Source organism: Marinobacter sp. 1_MG-2023 (genome assembly GCF_030549045.1).
Taxonomy (GTDB): domain Bacteria; phylum Pseudomonadota; class Gammaproteobacteria; order Pseudomonadales; family Oleiphilaceae; genus Marinobacter.
Genome location: NZ_JAUOST010000003.1, coordinates 84898 through 105138, shown reverse-complemented (window position 1 = coordinate 105138; position 20241 = coordinate 84898). Strand labels below are relative to the sequence as shown.

Below are 20241 nucleotides of genomic sequence, written 5' to 3'. Positions count from 1 at the left end.
CAACGGGTTTTACCTCCTCCAACGATAGCATCTATCCATCAGGTTGAAGTAATCGAAGGTCGAGCCAGGAGGCTTTTATGGAACACAGGATTTTTGTACCCAGCACCGAGCGTGAGCGTGAAAACGTTGTAGCACTTGCTGAATATCTGCGCGATATGTATTGCTGCTAAGTATTCAGATACAACGTCTATGACCTTCAGACCGGGCTTTGCCCGGTCTTTTTTTACCCCAAGAAAAGCCCCTCGCCCCCACTTTATTTGCTCGTGTTACTGGCAGTGGTACTGTATCGGCACTCAAACAATACAATTCCTGACGGAGACTGCCTGCCCATGAGCGTAAAACTGAACCACAGAATTACCGGAGAAGGCTCTCCCGTGATCCTTTTGCACGGGGTGTTCGGGTCCCTCGAGAATCTCGGTGGTATTGCCCGGAAACTGCACGGTGAGTGGCAGGTTCACGCTCTGGACGAGCGCAACCATGGGAGTTCCCCTCATACTGACACCATGGATTATCCGTCTATGGCAGAAGATGTAATTGCCTATATGGATGAGCAGGGTATCGACAAGGCATGCCTGTTGGGACATTCGATGGGCGGAAAGGTTGCCATGCAGGTCGCGTTACAAGCCCCGGAGCGCGTTGAAAAGCTGATTGTCGCCGACATTTCACCTGTGTCGTACAAGCCGGGTCATGATGCCATCCTCGATGGACTCAAACAGGTTGATCTTACGAAAGTGCGTTCACGCAGAGATGCTGATACTCAGCTGGCGAAGTTTGTAGATGTGGCCGCTATACGGCAGTTTCTGCTTATGAACCTTGTACGCATCCCGAACGATGCACAAGTCAATGGTGGGCCCGTTTATAGGTGGCGTTTGAATCTGCACGCGATTGAGACCTGCTACCCCAACCTGGCCAAGGCGCCGGATGGCGATGGCCCATATAACGGCCCTGTTCTGTTCCTGAAAGGTGCCGATTCGGCCTATATTCAGGAGAAGCACCGGAGTGAAATCTATCGGCTGTTTCCACAGGCTCAGATAAGCACAATTGAGGGGGCCGGGCACTGGCTGCACGCTGAGAAGACCGACGAGTTTATAGCGCTGTGCCGGCGCTTTCTGGAAGGGAATAATTCAGACTGACCCTGAAAATAAAACGGATAACGGGCAGGTTAAGCGTATGAAGTGGTTGATGGCCGGGCTGCTGGTCGTGTTTGTTTTGCTGGGTGGTTTGCTGCTTGCAAAGTCGCCGGTCGATGCTCTGGCATGGCAGCCGCCGGCTCCTGAGCCTATGACCGACTTGCTGGCGCCGAATGAACATTTGGGTGAGGCAAAGTTGCTGGCGCTGGGGCAGGTCTATGGGCCTGAAGATACAGCCGTTAGCGCCGAGGGTGTCGTCTTCACAGGCACTCAGGACGGTTACATTGTGCGGGTGTTTCCGGACGGCCGGGTTGAAAACTGGCTGTCGACAGGAGGCCGTCCCCTTGGGTTGGTATTTGACCGCAGTGGCAACCTGATTGTCGCTGATGCCTGGAAGGGTCTGCTTTCCATCACGCCCGATGGCGACATCAGCGTGCTTGCCGCTGAGGCTGAGGGCATACCGTTCCGGTTTACCGACGACGTTGATATCGCAGGGGACGGCCGGATCTATTTCACCGATGCCAGCTCTCGTTTTCAGCAACCGGATTACCAACTGGACCTGCTTGAGATGAGGCCCCACGGTCGGCTGCTGCGATACACCCCGGAAACCGGTGAAACCGAAGTTTTGCTGAACAAGTTGCATTTTGCCAATGGCGTTGCCGTGGCGCCAGACGACGACTATGTGCTGGTGAATGAAACCTGGAAGTACCGAATCCATTGTTACTGGATTAAAGGTCCGAAAGCCGGACAGGCTGAGGTATTTGTGGATAATCTGCCGGGCTTCCCCGACAACCTGGCGGTGGATGAAAATGGCAGGTTCTGGGTCGCGTTTCCGACACTCCGGAATGCCAGTATTGATAGCTTGCATCCGCTTCCCTGGCTCAAGGAGCTGGTGGCGAAATTACCGCAAGCCCTGCAACCGAAACCCCAGGAATACGGATTGGTTGTTGCGTTTGATCGCAATGGCAAAGTTATCACCAGCCTTCATGACACCCGGGGTCAGCACCTCCAGGAGATTACGTCGGTGAACCCCCACGGTGGCCATCTGTATTTTGGTTCACTTCACAACGACCGTATAGGGCGGTTAACGTTGCAGGCCATTCCAGGCCTTGGAGGGCAGTGATGACAGAGCAGCCAGTGCAGTGGGATCTACCAGACCCTTTCATTCTCGAGATTCAGGTGGTTGCGGACGACACCGACCGGCTAGGACATGCCAACAATGTTGTTTATGTGCGTTGGCTGGAAGACATCAGTTGGGCGCATGTCGAGAGCCTGGGGATGACATGGGAGCTGCATGAGACAACTGGCAAGGCCATGGCCATCACCCGAACTGAAATCGACTACCTGGCATCTGCCAATGCGGGTGATCGGCTGATCATGGGAACCTGGCTCACCGGCTTTGATGGCCGCTTCCGCTCTGCGAGGCAGTTCCAGCTGGTACGCCCCGAAGATGGCAGAACCCTGGTGCGGGCAGTATCGACCCACGCCTGTGTGGACCTGAAAACCCAGCGGCCTTCCCGTGCACCGAAAGAGTTTGCAGATATTCTGACTGCAGCCTGTGTTGCCGGAGGTCGAGGTCTGTAGCCTAGCCGGGTCACTATTGCCGGCAACTTCTGGTAACCTGAAAGAATACAAAGCACCCCGTCGCAACCCTTTACTATCGGCGCCCTTTTCCGGAGATACCCATGGATACACCTATTGATCAGCAGACTGAATCTGCCATGAAAAAGGTGGTTTACCACCAATTTGGCGACCGTGATGTTCTGCAGGTAGTAAGCTCGGATATTCCTTCCCCGGAGGAGGAGCAGGTATTGATTCGTGTTCACGGTGCCGGGCTTAACCCCATCGACTGGAAAACCCGCAAAGGTTTTGGGTTTGTGGCACAGCAGATTGAAGGCTCGCTGCCTTGGGTCCCCGGATACGACGTGGCCGGGGAGGTAGTTACCGTTGGGGATGGCGTGACCACTTTAGCACCCGGAGACCGGGTTATGGGGATGATTGGCTTTCCGTTGAATGGCGGGGGCTATTCTGAGTATGCCATTGCCTCTGCTGATGAGTTGGCTATCGTGCCCGAAGAACTGGACCTGGTAACAGCCGGAGCTCTGCCGCTTGCAGCGCTTACAGCGTGGCAGGCACTGTTTGAAGTGGCGAAGCTTGAGCCTGGGCAAAAAGTTCTGGTGCACGCCGGTGCCGGTGGGGTAGGGCATCTTGCCGTGCAGTTCGCGTTGGCGAGAGGGGCACATGTTGTTGCCACTGCTTCAGCGGGCAACCGGGACTTTCTTTCAGAACTTGGTGTTCACGAAGTTATTGACTATCACACCACCGATATCGCTGATGAGTGTTTCGGACTGGACCTGGTGCTGGATCTGGTGGGCGGCGAAACCGGCAAGCGGTCTCTGCGTACCCTTGGTGAAAATGGCATGCTGGTCACTATCCCTACGATTACGGCAGATGAAATCGTGAGCGCTGCCGAAGAGCTGGGGTTAAGAGCACATGGCATGACCGTGCGTCCGGATGTGTTTCACCTGGATGAAATTGCCGAGCTTATTGAAGACGGCGACGTGAAGGTGCACATAGAGAAAGCCTTTGCGCTGGACCAGGTAGCACAGGCCCACGAACTGCTCGAAGGTGGGCATGTGCGTGGCAAGCTGGTGTTGGACTGCCGCTAGGTTTTCAGCTTCTTGGGTCAGGGCCCGCTGAGGGCTCTACCTTCAAGGCCGAAGGCTCTGTCCCATTTCCCTTATCTTTGCGTTCTTTGTGGTTCTGGGGAGGCACCAGACTGATCAGTATCCAGTCGTCACCTGGCTTCAAGTCGTCCATATTACGCACCGGCTTGATACGGCTCTTACTGTCGAATACAAACAACACCAATGCCTGCCCCCGATATTGTGCCAGAAAGTCGTTGTACTCGAATTCCTCACTGAGCTGAGTGGTTTTTATTGAATAGCCCTGGCTCGCCAGACTGGCAAGCTTGGCATAGCTCACGTCGTTGAACAGGCCACGAGTTACCTGAATTTTCCCCGCGGTCTGGTGCCTCGCCTTCTGATCCTGATCACCCTCTGAAAGGCTGAACACATTGGTGTCACCAAACCAGTCCAGAAAGTGGTAAGTCGCCAGTGAATTCATATGCTTGTACGGGGAGATGACCAGCAGGTTCCCGATTCCCGTAAGGTCAAGGTGGGTTGATGCATGCTCGGAAACCGGGTTGCCAAAGTACACCTTAAGATTATCCATGCGTGCCTGACGCACGTTCTCCCAGTTGGTATCTGCCAGGGCGACCGGAACCTCATGTTTTTTCAGTGCTTGGCCAATCATGCGGGCAACCGGGTTGGCGCCAAGTATCAGAAATCCATACTCTGCAGGCTCAGTAACTTTCAGCAACCGGGCGACAGGCCGGGCTGTCAGGCTTTGCAGGGTAACGGTGGCAATAATCAGTACGAATACCATGGGTACAAGGGCTGCCGCGCTTTCGTAGCCAAGCTTTTGTAGCTGGAACGCAAACAGGGCAGAAACGGCTGCAGCCACAATACCTCTCGGAGCAATCCAGCTTAGAAACAGTTTTTCCCGCCAGTTCAGCCCGGTGCCGATAGCTGATAGAAATACGCTAAGCGGCCGGGCCACAAGCATCAGCACCGCCAGCACCACGGCCAGCCCCCACCCCAGATCTGCAATGGCAGCGAACTCTACCCGTGCAGCCAGAATGATAAACAGTGCCGAAATCAGCAGCACGCTCAGGGATTCCTTGAATTCAAGAATGCTGTCGACGGAGACCTGCTTCATGTTGGCCAACCAGATGCCCATCACAGTCACCGTGAGCAGGCCGGACTCGTGGGCCATTTCATTGGAGAATGCATAGACGCCCAGCATGAACGTGAGCGTGGCTGCGTTGTGCAGATAATGCGGCATAAGGTGCTTGCGCAGCACCAGGCCGTTCAGATAACCCGCCAAGGCCCCGAGGGCAAAGCCGATCAACAGGGTTTTGCCAAAAATATACAGGGAGTGACCGAACACGTTGCCCTGGCCCCAGGAAACGATGCCCTCGAACACCAGAACCGCCAGTAAGGCGCCGACCGGGTCAATGATGATGCCTTCCCAGCGCAGAATGTTCGCCAGTTTGGCGGTCGGGCGCACTGAGCGCAGCAACGGTGCAATAACCGTAGGCCCGGTAACAATGGAGATAGCGCCAAAGAGCATGGCGACGGCCCAGGAAATATCGAGAACCCAGCGTGCTGCCAGGGTGCCGATAATGCCGGTGACAATGGAGCCAACCGGTATGAGATTACGGGCCATTTTGCCGTGTCCGCGAATTTCATCAAAGCGCAGAGTCAGGCTGCCTTCAAACAGAATGATGGCAACGGCGAGTGAAACCATCGGAAACAGCAGATCCCCGAATACCTCGTCCGGGTTAAGGAAGCCCAATACCGGACCTACAAGAATCCCGCCGGCAAGCAGAAACAGAATGGCGGGCACCCGCACGCGCCAGGCGAGCCACTGAAAAGATAATGAGAGGATACCGATGCTTGCAAGAATCACTACCGTACTGGCTGGCATAAAGGTTGGGTATCCGTTTGGTTATTGGTTGGTGCGTCGTGCAATACGATTTAACAGCCTTGAGGCTGCGAACAGACCAAAACTGGCCGTAACCGGGCAAGCGGCACCAAAGCCAGACGCACAGTCCAGCCGTGAGGGGCCGGCAGTTGCAGGCTTTTGCAGACAGACTTCGCCATCCTCGGCCGGGTACGTGAGCTGTTCCGTTGAGTATACGGCCTCAATGCCAAAGCGTCGCTTGGGATTACGTGAGAAACCGTATTCTCGACGAAGAAGGTTACGAACCTTGGCCAGTAGAGGGTCCTGAGTTGTTTTGCTGAGATCCGCTACCAGGATCTTGGTGGGGTCTGTCTGGCCTCCGGCGCCGCCCGCGCATATGATCGGAATTTTTCCACGCTGGCAATGGGCAATCAGTGCAGCCTTTGGTTTTACGCTGTCGATGGCATCAACTACACCTGTCATGTCAGGTGTGATCAGCTCTGTCAGGTTTTTCAGGGTAAGAAATCCAAAGTGAATCCGGATATCCGCATGTGGGTTGATGGCTTTCAGCCGATCCGCCATGGCATCGGTCTTGGTGCGTCCATACTGACCTTCCAGCGCGTGCAGCTGGCGATTGGTATTGGATACACAGATATCATCCATATCGACCAGGGTTATGGTGCCAATACCGCTGCGAGCCAGCGCCTCCGCTGCCCATGAGCCTACTCCGCCCAAACCGATAACGGCGATATGGGCATCGCGGAAGGCCTGCAGGGCACGGCGTCCGTACAGCCGTTCAATGCCGCCAAAGCGGAAAGCGTAATCGTCGGCGTTCATGCGGTCTCCGTTTGTATCCGGATGCTAGCCGGAGATAATCAAAGGCCGCGATTATACCCCAGTGCCGGAGCAGACCGAAAACACCCGAAAAAAAGCCACGCGGTGCGTGGCTTTCAATATAATAATCCGGGCCAGTCGCTTTTAATCAAAAAGTCAGGAGCCCGGACGTGCAGTCACTCACATAGGCTCAGGCCGCCCAGTGGTCATCTCCCATCTCCATGAGAGTGTCTTTTCCACTTTCGATGTCGCTCAGCAACCAGTGGATTTCCGGAAGCAGCTTTTCAAAGTAGAAGCGGGCAGACACGAGTTTGCTCTCAAGTAATGGCTTGTTGCCTTCTCCGGCTGCAAGCTGCTGGCTGGCCACGTTAGCCATTCGAGACCACATATAACCGACAACCGTCAGTGCCATCAGACGAAGATAAGGCGTGGCGGCAGCCCCGGCCTGCTCGGGATCTTTAGGTGCGTTTGTTGCCAGCCACATGGTTGCAGTTTCCAGTGCAGTCATAGCCCCTTTCAGTTGTTCGCGATGGGGAGCTTTCGGGTTGTCCTTAAGGTAGCCCGAGAGCACGCCAAACAGGGTGCGTACAAGTTGCCCGCCTTTCAGACTCAGTTTACGGCCGACAAGATCCATCGCCTGAATGCCGTTTGTGCCCTCATAGATGCGCGCAATACGGCCGTCACGAACCAGTTGTTCCAGCGGCCAATCGGTGGTGAAGCCTGAGCCTCCAAGCACCTGTAACCCAGTGTTCGCATTGTTGGAGCCTTCGTCGGTCAGGAAAGCTTTGACCACAGGCGTGAGCAACTGCACCAGATCATCGGCCGACTCGCGTACAGATTCGTCCGGGTGGGCAACCGAGAGGTCCAGCTGATGACCGGTAAACAGAGCAAGTGCACGCATGCCTTCATTCAGAACTTTCTGGCGCATCAGCATACGGCGCACGTCAGGGTGCACGATAATTGGATCAGCCGGGCCATCCGGATTCTTTGGTCCGCTCAGCGAGCGGCTCTGCAAGCGCTCGCGCGCAAAGTTGAGGCTTTCCTGGTACGCCATCTCGGCAAGGCCAAGGCCTTGCATGCCAACCATCAGGCGGGCTTCGTTCATCATGGTGAACATGGCACGCATACCATCGTTGGCTTCACCTACCAGCCAGCCCTTGGCGCCTTCAAAATTCATCACGCAGGTCGCGGAGCCCTTGATGCCCATCTTGTGTTCCAGGCCACCGCAGAATGCCGGGTTGCGTTCGCCGGACTCCGGCAGAAACTTGGGCACAATAAACAGGGAAATGCCTTTTGTTGTGTCTGGCGCACCAGGCAGCTTGGCCAACACCAGGTGCACGATGTTATCGGTAAGATCGTGCTCGCCGCCGGTAATCCAGATTTTGGTGCCCTCAATGGCATAGCTGCCATCCTGGTCTGGCGTCGCTTTTGTGCGAATCAGGCCCAGATCCGTGCCGCACTGGGGTTCGGTAAGGCACATGGTGCCTGTCCATTCGCCGGAAACCAGCTTTTCCAGATAGGTCTGCTTCAGCTCATCGGAGCCGTGGGCGTAAAGCGCGCTGATTGCACCATGGGTCAGGCCCGGGTACATGCCCAGCGACAGATTGGTGGAGCAGACCATCTCATCAACCACAAACTTCAGAGTGTGAGGCAAGCCCTGTCCGCCAAACTCCAAGGGTGCATCCAGCGCTGTCCAGCCGCCTTCTACAAACTTTTTATAAGCCTCTTTGAAGCCTTCCGGTGTTTTAACTTCGTGGGTCTTCGGGTCGTAGTCGCAGCCTTCGCGGTCGCCGGCCTGATTGGTTGGCTGAATCACTTCGGCGGCCAATTTACCGGCTTCGTCAATAACTGCGGAGATAAGATCCGGTGTTGCATCGGCGTACTTTTCCAGCTCATGAAGCTGGTCTAAACCCAGTACATCGAACAGCAGAAAACGAAGATCATTTGCCGGGGCCTGGTATTGCATGAGCACTCTCCTTACTGAGGTTATCAAGCCATCAAGAGGTATCAGAGCTATTTCATACGACTGTTTAAATTTTGTGGTTCACTCGGTCATGCGGTCTGCTGCGCAAGTTGTTCGTATATGGTTGAGACCAGAGTGGAGGAATATCATGAAGCGAATTTTAGTGGCCGGCATCTCCGGCGCGATTGGTGGGGCTTTAGCCGAGGCGCTGCTGGAGCGCGATGAGGAATCTATAGTGGTAGGTTTGGCCCGCGACCCAGAAAAGGTATCTGAATCGTTACGCAGTCATAGCCGTTTAACGGTGTTGGCGTGGGATGCGGAGAATGATCAGTCTCCGGGTGACGTTGCCCGGGCTCTTGAAAAAACGATTCCTGCGACGACGGGCATCGATACATTCATATACGCCGCAGGTTTGCTTCACGACGGCCCCGTGTTCCCGGAAAAACGGCTTGAGGATATGAAAGCGAACAGCATGGCCCGGGCCTTCGCGGTAAACGCAACCGGCTTTGCTATGTTGGTCCAGGCGTTATTGCCTTGGCTAAGGCACCGTGAGCTGAAGCGGATTCTGGCCATTTCCGCCAAAGTGGGCTCGATTGAAGACAACCGTCTAGGGGGATGGTATGCGTATAGAAGCTCGAAAGCTGCGTTAAACATGCTGGTGCGAACGCTCTCTGTGGAATTGCCGCGCCGCTGCAAGCCTGTCGCCTGTGTGTCACTGCACCCCGGAACTACTGACTCAGCCCTCAGCGAGCCCTTCAGGCAGTCTCTGGCGCAGCTACAGGTGCACAGCGCCGCTGAAACGGCCGGGAATCTGGTGAAGGTTATTGAGGGGATTACTTCAGGGGATAATGGCCACTTCCTGAGCTGGGATGGTTCAGAGCTTCCCTGGTGAATGCGGCCATTGTGACAACAAAATCAGCGTATGAACGGGTTCAGCATGCGGGTAAAGGTTCCAGTCAATTTGACCGGAGCGCTCAGCACCGAAAGAGTGATGCAGTCTTCACACCCGACAGCGACTGGCTTGTGTTCGTCCTGATCTGTTAGAACAACAAAGTCCCACTGATTAAAAACGCCTTTCTGGTCGGCAAAAGCACCTTGCAGCACAATGGTTGTCTCGGTGCCGCGATGGGTATGGGCCGGAGCCTTGCCTCCGGAAACCAGTTTCTGGAGGACAACCTGTTCCTTCTGGCCCGGAAATTTTTCAGTAATATCCAGCACGCTGACATCACCCAGTTGACGCTTCCAGGGCAGATTGTTGATGTCGTCTCCCAGCAATTTCTGAAGAATGCTGATTCTGGGCGCAGTCTCTATTACCGGCTGGGGCGCCGGATCACTGTCGATCTTCGCCAGAATGCTGTCAAACATCGACTCGGATACACTGACTTTTGGCTGCTGTTCCATCATCACTGCACCCAGGCTATCGAGAGTATCGACCCGGCTTCGGCAAAGAGCGCACTCATTGAGGTGCAAGCGAATGCAAAGTGCATGAGGCTCGCTTAAATTGCCGGCGCTGTATTCCATCAGTTGAATACTGTCGGGGTGATGCCGTGTCATACGTTCTGATCCTGCAAAATCACTTTCAACTTGTTCAGCGCCAGGCGCACACGGCTTTTGACCGTCCCAAGGGGGATATTTAACTCGTCAGCTACCATCTGATGGGACTTCTGCTCCATGTATACCTTGGCGATCACGGTAATCTGTTCTTCTGGCAGGTTTTTGAGCGAGTCTCTCACGCGGCGCTCTGACATCAGACGGTGCAGTGAGGTTATTGGCTCGTTCTCATCCTCGCCCGGTATCTGCCATAGATCTTCGGTCTCAACCTGCATCTCTGCACTGGTGCGACGCATTTTGCGTAGCATATCAATGCGCTGGTTACGTGCGATGGTAAAGATCCAGGTTGATGCTGCAGCCTTGTGCCAGTCATAGAGGCTGGCTCTCCTCCAGATGGATACAAACACTTCCTGCACCAGCTCTTCAGCATGGCTGGCCATGCCGTTTGCCATGGCGTAGTACTTAAGCTGCGGTGCGAAATGCTCGAACAATGAATGGTAGGCTTGGCGGTCCTGGCTTTTCCCCACTTTCACCAACAGTTGGCTCCAGGGATCTTTTCGGCCCTCACCGTGTGCTGGTTTTTTATCCAGTGTGGTCACCGGACGCTCCTCGACAGTCGCATGATTCAAATTCGTTCTGCTTATCATTCTATGCACTCGCCCTGGATTTGTCAGTCTTGATAACTACGCGTCGGGTCTGAGTGCGGATCAGCTTTTTGTAAAAGTTATTTTTCAAACGGCTTTTCGGGGCCAGGATTTCAGGAAACGCTTAGTCTTCCAGATAGGTGTAGCCTTCAAGCCCCGCGGCGAGTTCTTGCATCAAGGCTACCTGAACATCTTCCGGTAGTTGGCTTGCGGAAAATTTGCTGCGATACGCCGACAGAAGGTTGTCCGGCTCAAAGTTTACGTACCTGAGCACGTTCGCAACCGTATCGCCAATAATGGGGGAACTGGTGTCGAAGCCGCCCGCGTCGTTCAGGCGCACATCCACAGAGTGAGTGTCGCCAAAGAGGTTGTGCATATCCCCCAGAATTTCCTGATAGGCGCCTGTCATAAAGAAACCCATCAATAAAGGCTCTCCTGGTTCGTCTTCAGGTAAGGGCAGGGTGGTTTCCGTGCCCTGGCCATCAACGTAGCGGTCAATCCGGCCATCAGAATCACAAGTGATGTCCTGAATTACTGCGCGTCGGCTGAGCGGCCGATTCAGGCCATTTACCGGCATGACCGGGAATATCTGGTCTATGCCCCATACATCGGGCAAAGACTGAAATAGCGAGAAATTAACGAACAGTTTTGCGGCCAGTTTTTCGTTCAACTCATCAATGATTTCCCGATGGGCCCTGCTGTTTTTGTCCAACTGGCTCTGCAGCAACCGACAGCAGCGAATATAGAGTATTTCTGAGTCTGCCCGCTCTTGCAGTGAGAGCATGCCGTGGGCGAACTGGCCATGCACATCCGACATGGCATGCAGGACGTCGTGATAAATTTCGGCGAGTGAACGCGGGGATTCAGGGTCTTCCAGACTTTCCAGATCTCGCCAGAGGTCCTGCAGAGGCGCCGGAGTATTCTGTTCTGGCTCTGTGACGGAAAGGTCTTCCGGCTCTTCGTGATCAATCACGTTGGTGACCAGAACTGAGTGGTGTGCTGTCAGCGCGCGTCCGGATTCGCTGATCAGATCGGGATGGGGAAGCCCGTGGCGATCACATTCAGCCTGTAATACGTGCACCACGTTGTAGGCATACTCGTGCATGCTGTAATTCATGGAACAGGCGCTGCGTGAGCGAGTGCCCTCGTAATCAACACCCAGGCCGCCGCCGATATCAACGGTATTCACCGGTGCACCCATCTGTCGGAGTTCGCTATAAAAGCGCGCGCATTCCCGCAGTCCTGTCTGTATATCGCGGATATTGGCAATCTGCGAGCCCAGGTGGAAATGCAGGAGCTGAAGTGTTTCCAGCTCGCCGGCTTCGCGGAGTGTATGTACCACGTCCAGAACCTGGCTGGCGGATAACCCGAACTTGGATTTTTCACCGCCGGTGTTCTGCCAGTTACCCTTGCCAATGGTTGCCAGGCGAACACGTACACCAATTAGCGGGGATACCTCGAGCTTTTTGGCTTCTTCCAGAATAAGCGGAAGTTCCGACTGCTTCTCAACCACAATAAACACCCGGTGACCGAGCTTCTGACCGATCAACGCCAGGCGAATGTATTCTCTGTCCTTGTAGCCATTGCAAACGATGACGGAGCCGGGCTGTTTTGCCAGAGCCAATACCGCCATCAGTTCCGGCTTGCTGCCTGCCTCCAGACCAATCTGCCCATTACTCGCGGCGGGTTCTGCGGCTGTCAGCTCTTCAACTACTCGGCGTTGCTGGTTTACCTTGATGGGGTAAACAGCGGTGTACTGTCCTGTATAGCAATGTTCTGTAGAAACTTTGTTGAACGCGTTACACAGCTTGTTCACCCGGTCGTGAAGAATGTCTGCAAAGCGGATAAGTATGGGTAGCTGCAGCCCTGAGTTCATCAAAGAGCGGGTCAGCTCCGGCAGATTGATTTCCGCCTCGCTCTTGCCACGGTTTGGCCGAATGAGAACCTCGCCTTCCGCGTTGACACCTATATAACCATCGCTCCAGTGGGCGATGTTATAAACCTTGTGAGCCGGGGAAGCGCTGGAATTACTCATGACTGCTATCCTTCTGGGAAAACCGGAGCCGGGCAGGCCGGCTGAATGGCTGTTATTGTAGGGCCTGGCTTCTGCCCCTGAAAGCCTCCCACCTTGTTGATCGCGCCTGCGGATGTGCGGAATTACAGCAATGACCAACAAATATTTTGGCTGGCCGATCCGCGCCTCTACAATACGCCCTTTGACCAAATTCCAGGTTTTGCAGGAGAACGCTATGACTACGCTGAACAACAACTGGTTTACTGAGGTATTCCAGGATCAGGGGACTGCATTTTCCCTGCAGGTGAAAAAGAAGCTGCACGAAGAGCAGACGCCGTTCCAGAAACTGGAAATCTACGAGACAGAGACGTTCGGCAACCTGATGGTACTGGATGGTTGTGTGATGCTGACCACTCGGGACAACTTTCTCTATCATGAGATGATGACTCACCCGGCCTTGTTTACCCACAAAAATCCAAAAAATGTAGTGATCGTAGGCGGTGGAGACTGCGGAACCCTGAAAGAAGTTCTGAAGCACCCTGCCGTGGAAGAAGCCTGGCAGGTTGAAATCGACGAACGAGTGACCCGTACGTCAGAGGAGTATTTCCCCGAGCTGTGCGAATCCAATGAGGACCCACGAGCCAACTTTTTCTTCGGCGACGGCATACAATGGATGCGGGAAGTAGATCCCGGCAGCATCGACATCCTCATTATTGACAGTACCGATCCGGTTGGCCCGGCAGAAGGCTTGTTTGCTCTCGACTTCTATCGCGATGCCATGCTGGCGCTGGGTGAAGGTGGCATTATTGTGCAGCAGAGCGAATCCCCTTTGTTACACACCAACACCATCATTAAAGATATCCATACCGACATGCGCAAAGCCGGCTTCGAGCATGTGCAAACGTTACCGTTTCCGCAGCCCGTGTACCCCACCGGCTGGTGGAGCTGCACCATGGCCAGCAAAGAGAATCCGATAAAGTATTTTCGTGAAGACGACGCAAACAACCGCCCCTTCGTTACCCGTTACTACAACGCTGGCATTCATCACGGCGCACTCGCTATGCCCCAGTTTATGATCGATGCGCTGGAAGATGAAGTGCGCCCTACAGAAGGCTGATTTAGGGGCTACCCGACCATCCAGATCTGCGAGAGCGGCAGTTGCTCCAGCCTGGACGGGTAGGCTCTGCCGGCACCCTCATGGGAGTGGCTAAAGTGATAGAGCAAAACGAATCTCGTATGACGCCCCAGCAGGCGCTTGCGCAAACCCTGGACAATTGCCAGCCGGATACGCTGCTGGTATGTGGCACACTGCCGGTGCGTTTGGGGAGTGCTTGGCATAAACAGTACCCGGACAAACACTACACCGAACTATTGCTGTCAGAGTCCAGGAAGGCTCTGCCGTCGTCGCATACCCACGATCTGGCCCTGATTGAGGGTGCTCTTGAGCAGTTGAGTCGTGAAGAAGGCACTCTGCTGCTCGGCCAGTTACGCAATTTTGGCACGCACCGGATAGCCGTGATTATGACCGACGCTTCGGACTGGCAACTGAGTGATTTTCTTGGCCTGGGTTTCCAGCGCCAGGCGTACCTGGAGGGGACTCCAGCGCGTACTCTGTATACCTACAACATCGATAGTTACAACCGGCGACGAGACTGGAATAACCCCCGGTACTGGGCTAACCCGGAAATGTGGGACAAGGCACGCTGGTAAACGATAATCCGGGGGAGCAACTGCCAGGCTGAGGCAGCCCGGTATGCTGCTGCGGGTTTCAGGTTTCGGCCAGGAATTTCAGGGCACAAGCGGATTGACTCAGAAACCTATTCCACCACCCAGACCCTCTCCAGTGCCAGCTCGTCCGGATCAAACTGGTACACACTGATACCACCGCCGGCCTTGTGCCCCATCGCCAGAATGCCCGCTTCCGGCGAGGTGGCAATGGCGGTGTTGCGGTCGTACTGGCTGCCGTAGGTGACCAGTTCGGGTGACTCGCCAAGATCAAAGTATTTTACAGGCCAGGGGCTGCCGGTTTTGAACAGGGCCGCGATGTGGCTGTTGTTGCCGAAGCGGAGGTAGTATTCGCTGTTGTGGATGAAGGCTACTGCGATGGTGAAATCGTTTAGTCCCGGTGGAGCATCGATTAGCTTGCTGTTGTCGTAATAGTCGCTGTCGGGAAGTCCTTCCGGAAGATTATCTTGAAAAACGCCGCCGTAAAATCTGGCCAGTCGATGCCGTTCGTCGGGAGCGTCGGTGTTCCAGTAAAGTCCTATGCCTGCTTCATCACTACTGACCACCCATTGTCCGTCTGGGCTAATCGTTGCGTGGGTTTTGGATGAGTTGCCAGAAAATTTATGAACGGGGCTCAATGTTTCATAGCTCCAGAGAACCACACCGGAAAAGTTGGAGGACGAAAGCTGGTTATTGGTCGGGCGAATGGCTGGTGTGTTATCGCTTATGGGCCGCTCATCAATAAAGTCTAACCCTTTGCCTGCAGTGATAAAAAAGTCACTACCTGAAAGGCTAAGGTTCAGAAGTTTGCCGCTTCCCGTCAGGCTTGGGCTGTCTCCGTCTCGCAGAATCGGTTTTAGTGAATCACCATGCCCGTGGAACAGGCTCCAAGACTCAGTGGCGGATAGGTAATGAGCAAGGCTGGCATCCATTGCATGCCCGTAGGTGGGGAAATGTTGGAACTGTTCCAATGTTTCGCCGTCGACAGTTTGAACGGTTACGACGTTGCTATGGTTTTGCCAAAGAAATGCATGTTGGCCCGATATAAAAAAGGCACTGTAAATATTGGCGTCGTCGGCCAGTGCTTTATAGCGCTCTTTTTTGATGTCCCAAAGCACTAAGTGGCTGCTGCGGTGGGAGCTGATAATGTATCGCCCGTCATCTGAGATGCCAGCTGACATGACTGGACCATAGGTCGTACCGAAAAGACCTGCGGCTTTAGCGCCCAGAAGCGTGATAAATATAGCTGCGATGGGTAAGACCCAGCGATAGTGAGATTTAATACCGTCCAAACTGCTTTCTCCCCTGATTTTTCAGACGCTCAATAATTTCATCTTTATAAGAACGGTTGAATACGTCCTCACTGGGAATCCGCATCCCTGAGTGGCTGAATAACCAACCAGTTTGATCAATGGGGGTGAATTTACCTTGATCGTAATTGCGCGCAATAAAAGCATCAAATCCCGCTGCGCTCTTGTCTAATAGCTCTTCAAATCCCACATACCCCAGCGCAGGCCGCGGAGGCTGCGCAGGAAACCAGTTATTCACCGCAAGTTTTTTCAAGCGCAAAACAAAATCTCTGGCCACCTGGGGACTAACACCGGCTCGATGGTTCAGGGGGGCTAGCAGGGTGTAGTCAGGTGGCCGCTCACCGTTGCGCAGACAATCGATGCAGGGCTGCCACAAGGCAGTCGCTTCAGCAAGGATGTCTTTTTCTAACCTCACCCAATTTTCTTTCACTGTCTGTTTCAGGCGGAGGTAGGGAGCCAGAGAGCGCTGTGGGTGAGCGGTCATCCACGCTTCGAAAGTCAGCGGTAAGTAGTCTTTGTAAAGCTTTTCGATTGCTGGCCGGAAGCCGTTGTCGAGGAAGCTTGGGAAGGTCCACCATTTTTTGTCATAAGCACCCCGTAATTTACCGAGTATTTCATCCATGGGGTCGTCTGCAGTTGCGATATCCCATGCTTTAACTGCGGCCCAGGAAACGGGTGAAATGACCCGCCACCACCAGTCATCATCTTCACTGCTGTCGGGCCCGAGAATGCCGTCGCCACGGGAGTGCAGCACAACGATTTTCCGTGCTGCCTTATGGGCATTGGGGAATACTCCCAGCCCCAGGGGGTGTACATCACGGTTACTGTCATTGGTCAGCGCATTGTCTGCGACGGCCGGCTGCCAGAGAAACAGGTGGTCAACCAGGTCTCGCTTACCCATGGCACCCATAATGTTCAGGGCGGTGAGCGCCACCCGAGCCCCAAGTGAATGAGAAATCAGGTTTATGGCTATGCCTGCATCTGCCAATTGCAGCAATAGCGGAGCCAGGCGCCGTCCCGCAGTCATTGCGTTAAGCTCCGCCTGCATGAAGTCAGTTGAGCCCGTATTGCCCGGCCAGGAAACGTTGATGATGCGGCTATAGGGCATCCAGTTCTCGCCGTCGAAACCCGCTGCGCGGTTTAACCGGTATTCCATATGGACCGCCCAGTTATGGGCGCCAGCGCCATTCAGGTATTCATCGTTTACCGTTTGCGGGTCTTGCCAGGCCGTGGCTTTATTGGAATGCCAGCCAAGCCGTCCCCACTCACCATGGGGGACGTTGTAGCCGTGCATAAAAATGAGCGCATTATTGCCGTTTTCCCGGAAATACTTCAGTTGTTCGTCCGTCAGCAAGTCTTCAGATGCGGGTGCCGCTTCGCGCAGGTTAATGATCACTGGTGGTGGCAGGTGTATTGCGGTTGCCTTGAGCTCGCCCTGGATGACGGTCAGCTTTACCCCTTCGCCGAGCAGTTGGCCGGGGCGGAAACGGAGCTGTTTGCCTAGGGTATCGAACCCGATTAAATGTTCCCCCTCTTGCTCCTCCGGCCAGTGCCATCGAGCGTTGCCTGTGACAAGTTGGGTGAAACGGGCCTCGGCATTATCTGGTGTATGCTCTGAGCCGTTTTGTGGTGCGGCGGTTACGAATTTTCCGCTTTCATCTTTGATACTGCCTGCATTGAGCAATGCTCTTGGTCGCAGGAGATTGTCGACGCGGCGCAAAAGTACACTTGCGGTTTCGTGCTTGCAGACTGGCGTTCCGTGGGCTCCGAGAGGCGCAGTGCTGGGTGAAAATGGCAGATTGTTCGTGGGTGTCATCAGGTTCCTTCCTGTGATTGCGGTAGCGTCGCAAGCGCTTCCAGTACGTCTGACCAGCAGGCTCCTTGCCTGGTTTTGCTTAGGGTCGATATCTCTCCGTCGTTTAGCGTTCTGGTGAAGCCCCGCATGATCAATATTCCGGCGCCTTCAACCAAGCCTTGCTCACTCGTTGCCCCCAGCGTTTCCAATTGCTGGAACCAGCCAGACACGGTCTGTTTCTGCAATCCATTGTTTTCGGCCAAGGCATTTGCGAGCAAACCGCGCCGATAGGCCTCTGCGGATGCGAGATTCTCTTGCGTCAATTCAAGAGGGGCAGGGTTCCGATCCCACAATTCATCCGGAAGTGCTTTGGGTTGGGCCTTCGAAAGCGACCAGTTGGCACCCGCATGGCAACCGTGGATGGCAGTTAGCGGGCCGAGAATCCGCAGACGCTGGTGGGGTGACAATGATGTTGCAAGGCTGACCAGTGTTGCTGGGTCCGCGTAACGAAAAAGGCTTTCACCCCCAGGGCTGAACACGGTGTTCAGACAGACAAAGTGATCGCAGGTTGCCTCCAGAGTCAACGCCTGGCCAAACAGTGCCAGTGCTTTACCCTCGGCCATCCACTTATGAAGCCATTCTTTACTGCGGGCCGATACGGGTTGGATAACCAGAGGGCCATCGGAGGCTAGTTCGCGGTATTCCGAGTGGATATACGGCAGGTCATAAACCGGTGTGGAGTCGTGTTCAAATAACAGGCGTAAAGCATCGGGATGCTTTGACTGATCTACCAGGTACCCACTGGCGCCTTCGGCCATCGAGCCTGGGTGATAACTAAACGAGGTGTGGGTCTGAGCTTCCTGGCTCATGGCTGGGGAGTCCTTCATGGCTGCCTTCATCTATCCTTAGATGACCAGTAAATGCAGTGTGATAGTAGCCGAACGTTGAAACACTGTCATCTGTCGGGATTTGCGGTTCTCCCACTTAGTTACATAGTTCTCGAAAATGAAAAAAGGGGCGCCTTTTCAGGCACCCCTTTCTGTTTTTCGTCAAAGGCGATTATTTGCCGCTGACAAACTCCGGGTAGGCTTCCATGCCGCACTCGGACAGGTCCACACCCTCGTACTCTTCCTCTTCGGTGACACGTACACCCATCACTGCTTTGATGATGCCCCAGACCAGCAGGCTGGCAAGGAACACCCAGACAAAGATGGTTACAGCGCCAATCAATTGTCCGCTGAAAGTAGCACCACTGTTAGTGATAGGAACCAGCATCAGCCCGATAAAACCACATACGCCGTGAGCTGAAATGGCGCCTACAGGATCATCGATACGCAGCTTGTCCAGGAAGATGATGCTGAATACAACGGCTATGCCGCCCAGACCGCCCCAGAGGGTTGCGACCAAAGCGCTAGGCGTAGAGGGCTCGGCGGTGATAACTACCAGGCCTGCAATCGCACCGTTGAGGAGCATGGTCAGATCCGCTTTGCCGAAGAGCAAACGGCCGGTTATCAGAGCCGCTATTGCACCGCCGGCAGCGGCTGCGTTGGTATTTAGGAACACCATGGCAACCGAGTTGGCGCTGGCGATATCGCCCAGCTTCAGAACCGAACCGCCGTTAAAGCCGAACCAGCCCATCCAAAGGATAAAGGTACCCAATGCAGCCAGAGGCAGGTTAGCACCGGGGATGGCGCGGATTTCGCCATTGGGGCCATATTTGCCTTTACGGGCTCCGAGCAAGATTACGCCCGCAAGTGCAGCAGCCGCACCGGCCATGTGAACAATGCCTGAACCGGCAAAGTCGCTGAAACCAAGATCGCCGAGGTTGTAGAGCCCAAAGACGTCCTTGCCGCCCCAGGTCCAGGAGCCTTCCAGCGGGTAGATTACACCGGTCATTACGACAGCGAAGGCAAGGAATGCCCAGAGCTTCATGCGCTCAGCGACCGCGCCGGATACGATTGACATGGCAGTAGCCACGAACACGACCTGGAAGAAGAAGTCAGCAGCACCCGAATAGATGGAGCCACCTTCAAAGCCATCTTCACGAGCGGCATAGTCGCCCAGAACCGCAGCCGGGTCTGTGCTTTCTATGCCTGCCAGAAGCAGGGAACCGTCGTACATGATTGCGTAACCACACACCAGATACATGATGGAGGCGACCGCGAATAGAGCGACGTTTTTGGTGAGAATTTCAGTTGTGTTCTTGGCCCTTACAAGCCCTGACTCGAGCATGGCAAAGCCGGCGGCCATCCACATTACCAGGGCGCCGCACACCAAGAAATAAAAGGTATCTATTGCATACTGCAGGTGAAAAATATTGCTTTCCATAGGATGCCCTCCGCACGAGGCACTTCGAATTAGTTTTTTTGCGTTGGCAGTTACGTGGTCAGATCAGAATCAAACCGCTTCTTCGCCTGTTTCGCCAGTCCGGATCCGGATAGCCTGTTGCAGTTCTGTTACAAAGATTTTGCCATCACCGATTTTCCCGGTATTGGCGGCTTTGGTGATGGACTCAATAACCTGGTCCAGCAGGTTGTCACCAATGGCCACTTCCACTTTTACCTTTGGCAGAAAATCCACAACGTATTCCGCGCCACGATAAAGTTCTGTATGACCTTTCTGCCGCCCGAAGCCTTTGACCTCAGTGACGGTTACGCCTTGTACGCCTATCTCGGATAGTGCCTCACGGACATCATCCAGTTTGAAAGGCTTAATGATCGCTGTCACAAGTTTCATTGCTTTCTCCTT

General features: G+C 54.5%; 18 protein-coding genes. 7 read left to right on the top strand and 11 right to left on the bottom strand.

All coding sequences use genetic code 11. The features are described 5' to 3' along the window. Positions 1–329: 329 nt before the first annotated feature. The 4 genes from Q4606_RS09920 to Q4606_RS09905 all read left to right on the top strand — a co-directional run bounded on the left by Q4606_RS09920 (position 330) and on the right by Q4606_RS09905 (position 3799). Positions 330–1133, top strand: a complete 804-nt coding sequence (locus Q4606_RS09920) for an alpha/beta fold hydrolase (protein WP_303607418.1) — start codon at positions 330–332, stop codon at positions 1131–1133. Positions 1134–1170: 37 nt separating this feature from the next. Next, a complete protein-coding gene (locus Q4606_RS09915; protein ID WP_303607417.1) occupies positions 1171–2253 on the top strand; it encodes an SMP-30/gluconolactonase/LRE family protein in 1083 nt (360 codons plus the stop codon). Continuing rightward, positions 2253–2714: a thioesterase family protein gene (locus Q4606_RS09910; RefSeq protein ID WP_303597140.1), complete on the top strand. Its 462-nt coding sequence runs from the start codon at positions 2253–2255 to the stop codon at positions 2712–2714. The genes Q4606_RS09915 and Q4606_RS09910 overlap by 1 nt, the downstream gene beginning before the upstream one ends. Before the next feature lie 101 nt (positions 2715–2815). After that, complete coding sequence (locus Q4606_RS09905) at positions 2816–3799, top strand: NADP-dependent oxidoreductase (protein ID WP_303597141.1); 984 nt, start codon at positions 2816–2818, stop codon at positions 3797–3799. A gap of 4 nt (positions 3800–3803) precedes the next feature. On the opposite strand, the gene Q4606_RS09900 is transcribed toward Q4606_RS09905, so the two are convergent. The 3 genes from Q4606_RS09900 to Q4606_RS09890 all read right to left on the bottom strand — a co-directional run bounded on the left by Q4606_RS09900 (position 3804) and on the right by Q4606_RS09890 (position 8457). Beyond that, complete coding sequence (locus tag Q4606_RS09900; protein WP_303607416.1) at positions 3804–5681, bottom strand: sodium:proton antiporter; 1878 nt, start codon at positions 5679–5681, stop codon at positions 3804–3806. 21 nt (positions 5682–5702) lie between these two features. Further along, positions 5703–6494, bottom strand: coding sequence for a tRNA cyclic N6-threonylcarbamoyladenosine(37) synthase TcdA (gene tcdA, locus Q4606_RS09895; RefSeq protein ID WP_303597143.1), 792 nt, complete (start codon positions 6492–6494; stop codon positions 5703–5705). Between the two features lie 187 nt (positions 6495–6681). Next, positions 6682–8457, bottom strand: a complete 1776-nt coding sequence (locus Q4606_RS09890; protein WP_303607415.1) for an acyl-CoA dehydrogenase C-terminal domain-containing protein — start codon at positions 8455–8457, stop codon at positions 6682–6684. 145 nt (positions 8458–8602) lie between these two features. On the opposite strand from Q4606_RS09890, the gene Q4606_RS09885 reads away from it, so the two are divergent. Then, positions 8603–9346: an SDR family NAD(P)-dependent oxidoreductase gene (locus Q4606_RS09885; protein WP_303607414.1), complete on the top strand. Its 744-nt coding sequence runs from the start codon at positions 8603–8605 to the stop codon at positions 9344–9346. Between the two features lie 23 nt (positions 9347–9369). Here the strand turns inward: Q4606_RS09885 and Q4606_RS09880 are convergent, their stop codons facing one another. The 3 genes from Q4606_RS09880 to speA all read right to left on the bottom strand — a co-directional run bounded on the left by Q4606_RS09880 (position 9370) and on the right by speA (position 12684). Beyond that, positions 9370–10008: a ChrR family anti-sigma-E factor gene (locus Q4606_RS09880; RefSeq protein ID WP_303597146.1), complete on the bottom strand. Its 639-nt coding sequence runs from the start codon at positions 10006–10008 to the stop codon at positions 9370–9372. After that, positions 10005–10604, bottom strand: coding sequence for a sigma-70 family RNA polymerase sigma factor (locus Q4606_RS09875; RefSeq protein ID WP_303597147.1), 600 nt, complete (start codon positions 10602–10604; stop codon positions 10005–10007). Before Q4606_RS09875 ends, Q4606_RS09880 begins: the two co-directional genes overlap by 4 nt. Positions 10605–10773: 169 nt before the next feature. Further along, positions 10774–12684, bottom strand: coding sequence for a biosynthetic arginine decarboxylase (gene speA / locus Q4606_RS09870; protein WP_303607413.1), 1911 nt, complete (start codon positions 12682–12684; stop codon positions 10774–10776). A 214-nt stretch (positions 12685–12898) separates the two neighbouring features. Between speA and speE the strand changes: the two genes are divergently transcribed. Together speE and Q4606_RS09860 are read left to right on the top strand one after the other, a co-directional pair. After that, the gene (gene speE / locus Q4606_RS09865; protein WP_303607412.1) at positions 12899–13780 is read left to right on the top strand and encodes a polyamine aminopropyltransferase; all 882 of its coding nucleotides are present in this window, start codon (positions 12899–12901) and stop codon (positions 13778–13780) included. Positions 13781–13821: 41 nt separating this feature from the next. Further along, on the top strand, positions 13822–14373 hold the full coding sequence (locus Q4606_RS09860; protein ID WP_303607411.1) for a DUF6231 family protein: 552 nt from the start codon (positions 13822–13824) through the stop codon (positions 14371–14373). A gap of 107 nt (positions 14374–14480) precedes the next feature. On the opposite strand, the gene Q4606_RS09855 is transcribed toward Q4606_RS09860, so the two are convergent. The 5 genes from Q4606_RS09855 to glnK all read right to left on the bottom strand — a co-directional run bounded on the left by Q4606_RS09855 (position 14481) and on the right by glnK (position 20229). Beyond that, positions 14481–15680, bottom strand: coding sequence for a WD40 repeat domain-containing protein (locus tag Q4606_RS09855; RefSeq protein ID WP_303607410.1), 1200 nt, complete (start codon positions 15678–15680; stop codon positions 14481–14483). After that, positions 15667–17514: an alpha/beta hydrolase gene (locus tag Q4606_RS09850; protein ID WP_303607409.1), complete on the bottom strand. Its 1848-nt coding sequence runs from the start codon at positions 17512–17514 to the stop codon at positions 15667–15669. The genes Q4606_RS09855 and Q4606_RS09850 overlap by 14 nt, the downstream gene beginning before the upstream one ends. Further along, the gene (locus Q4606_RS09845) at positions 17514–18380 is read right to left on the bottom strand and encodes a DUF4123 domain-containing protein (RefSeq protein WP_303607408.1); all 867 of its coding nucleotides are present in this window, start codon (positions 18378–18380) and stop codon (positions 17514–17516) included. The genes Q4606_RS09850 and Q4606_RS09845 overlap by 1 nt, the downstream gene beginning before the upstream one ends. 172 nt (positions 18381–18552) lie before the next feature. After that, positions 18553–19821, bottom strand: coding sequence for an ammonium transporter (locus tag Q4606_RS09840; protein WP_303597154.1), 1269 nt, complete (start codon positions 19819–19821; stop codon positions 18553–18555). A gap of 69 nt (positions 19822–19890) precedes the next feature. After that, positions 19891–20229 (bottom strand): P-II family nitrogen regulator, encoded by a 339-nt coding sequence (gene glnK, locus Q4606_RS09835; RefSeq protein WP_071264623.1) that lies wholly within the window; start codon positions 20227–20229, stop codon positions 19891–19893. Positions 20230–20241 lie beyond the last annotated feature (12 nt).

Excerpts from the sequence above, each read along its gene's own strand:
- Q4606_RS09840 (WP_303597154.1), bottom strand. The coding sequence starts at position 19,821 with ATGGAAAGCAATATTTTTCACCTGCAGTATGCAATAGATACCTTTTAT.
- Q4606_RS09850 (WP_303607409.1), bottom strand. The coding sequence starts at position 17,514 with ATGACACCCACGAACAATCTGCCATTTTCACCCAGCACTGCGCCTCTC.
- Q4606_RS09885 (WP_303607414.1), top strand. The coding sequence starts at position 8,603 with ATGAAGCGAATTTTAGTGGCCGGCATCTCCGGCGCGATTGGTGGGGCT.
- Q4606_RS09910 (WP_303597140.1), top strand. The coding sequence starts at position 2,253 with ATGACAGAGCAGCCAGTGCAGTGGGATCTACCAGACCCTTTCATTCTC.
- speA (WP_303607413.1), bottom strand. The coding sequence starts at position 12,684 with ATGAGTAATTCCAGCGCTTCCCCGGCTCACAAGGTTTATAACATCGCC.
- tcdA (WP_303597143.1), bottom strand. The coding sequence starts at position 6,494 with ATGAACGCCGACGATTACGCTTTCCGCTTTGGCGGCATTGAACGGCTG.
- glnK (WP_071264623.1), bottom strand. The coding sequence starts at position 20,229 with ATGAAACTTGTGACAGCGATCATTAAGCCTTTCAAACTGGATGATGTC.
- Q4606_RS09920 (WP_303607418.1), top strand. The coding sequence starts at position 330 with ATGAGCGTAAAACTGAACCACAGAATTACCGGAGAAGGCTCTCCCGTG.
- Q4606_RS09890 (WP_303607415.1), bottom strand. The coding sequence starts at position 8,457 with ATGCAATACCAGGCCCCGGCAAATGATCTTCGTTTTCTGCTGTTCGAT.
- Q4606_RS09880 (WP_303597146.1), bottom strand. The coding sequence starts at position 10,008 with ATGACACGGCATCACCCCGACAGTATTCAACTGATGGAATACAGCGCC.
- Q4606_RS09915 (WP_303607417.1), top strand. The coding sequence starts at position 1,171 with ATGAAGTGGTTGATGGCCGGGCTGCTGGTCGTGTTTGTTTTGCTGGGT.
- Q4606_RS09845 (WP_303607408.1), bottom strand. The coding sequence starts at position 18,380 with ATGAAGGACTCCCCAGCCATGAGCCAGGAAGCTCAGACCCACACCTCG.
- Q4606_RS09905 (WP_303597141.1), top strand. The coding sequence starts at position 2,816 with ATGGATACACCTATTGATCAGCAGACTGAATCTGCCATGAAAAAGGTG.
- speE (WP_303607412.1), top strand. The coding sequence starts at position 12,899 with ATGACTACGCTGAACAACAACTGGTTTACTGAGGTATTCCAGGATCAG.
- Q4606_RS09900 (WP_303607416.1), bottom strand. The coding sequence starts at position 5,681 with ATGCCAGCCAGTACGGTAGTGATTCTTGCAAGCATCGGTATCCTCTCA.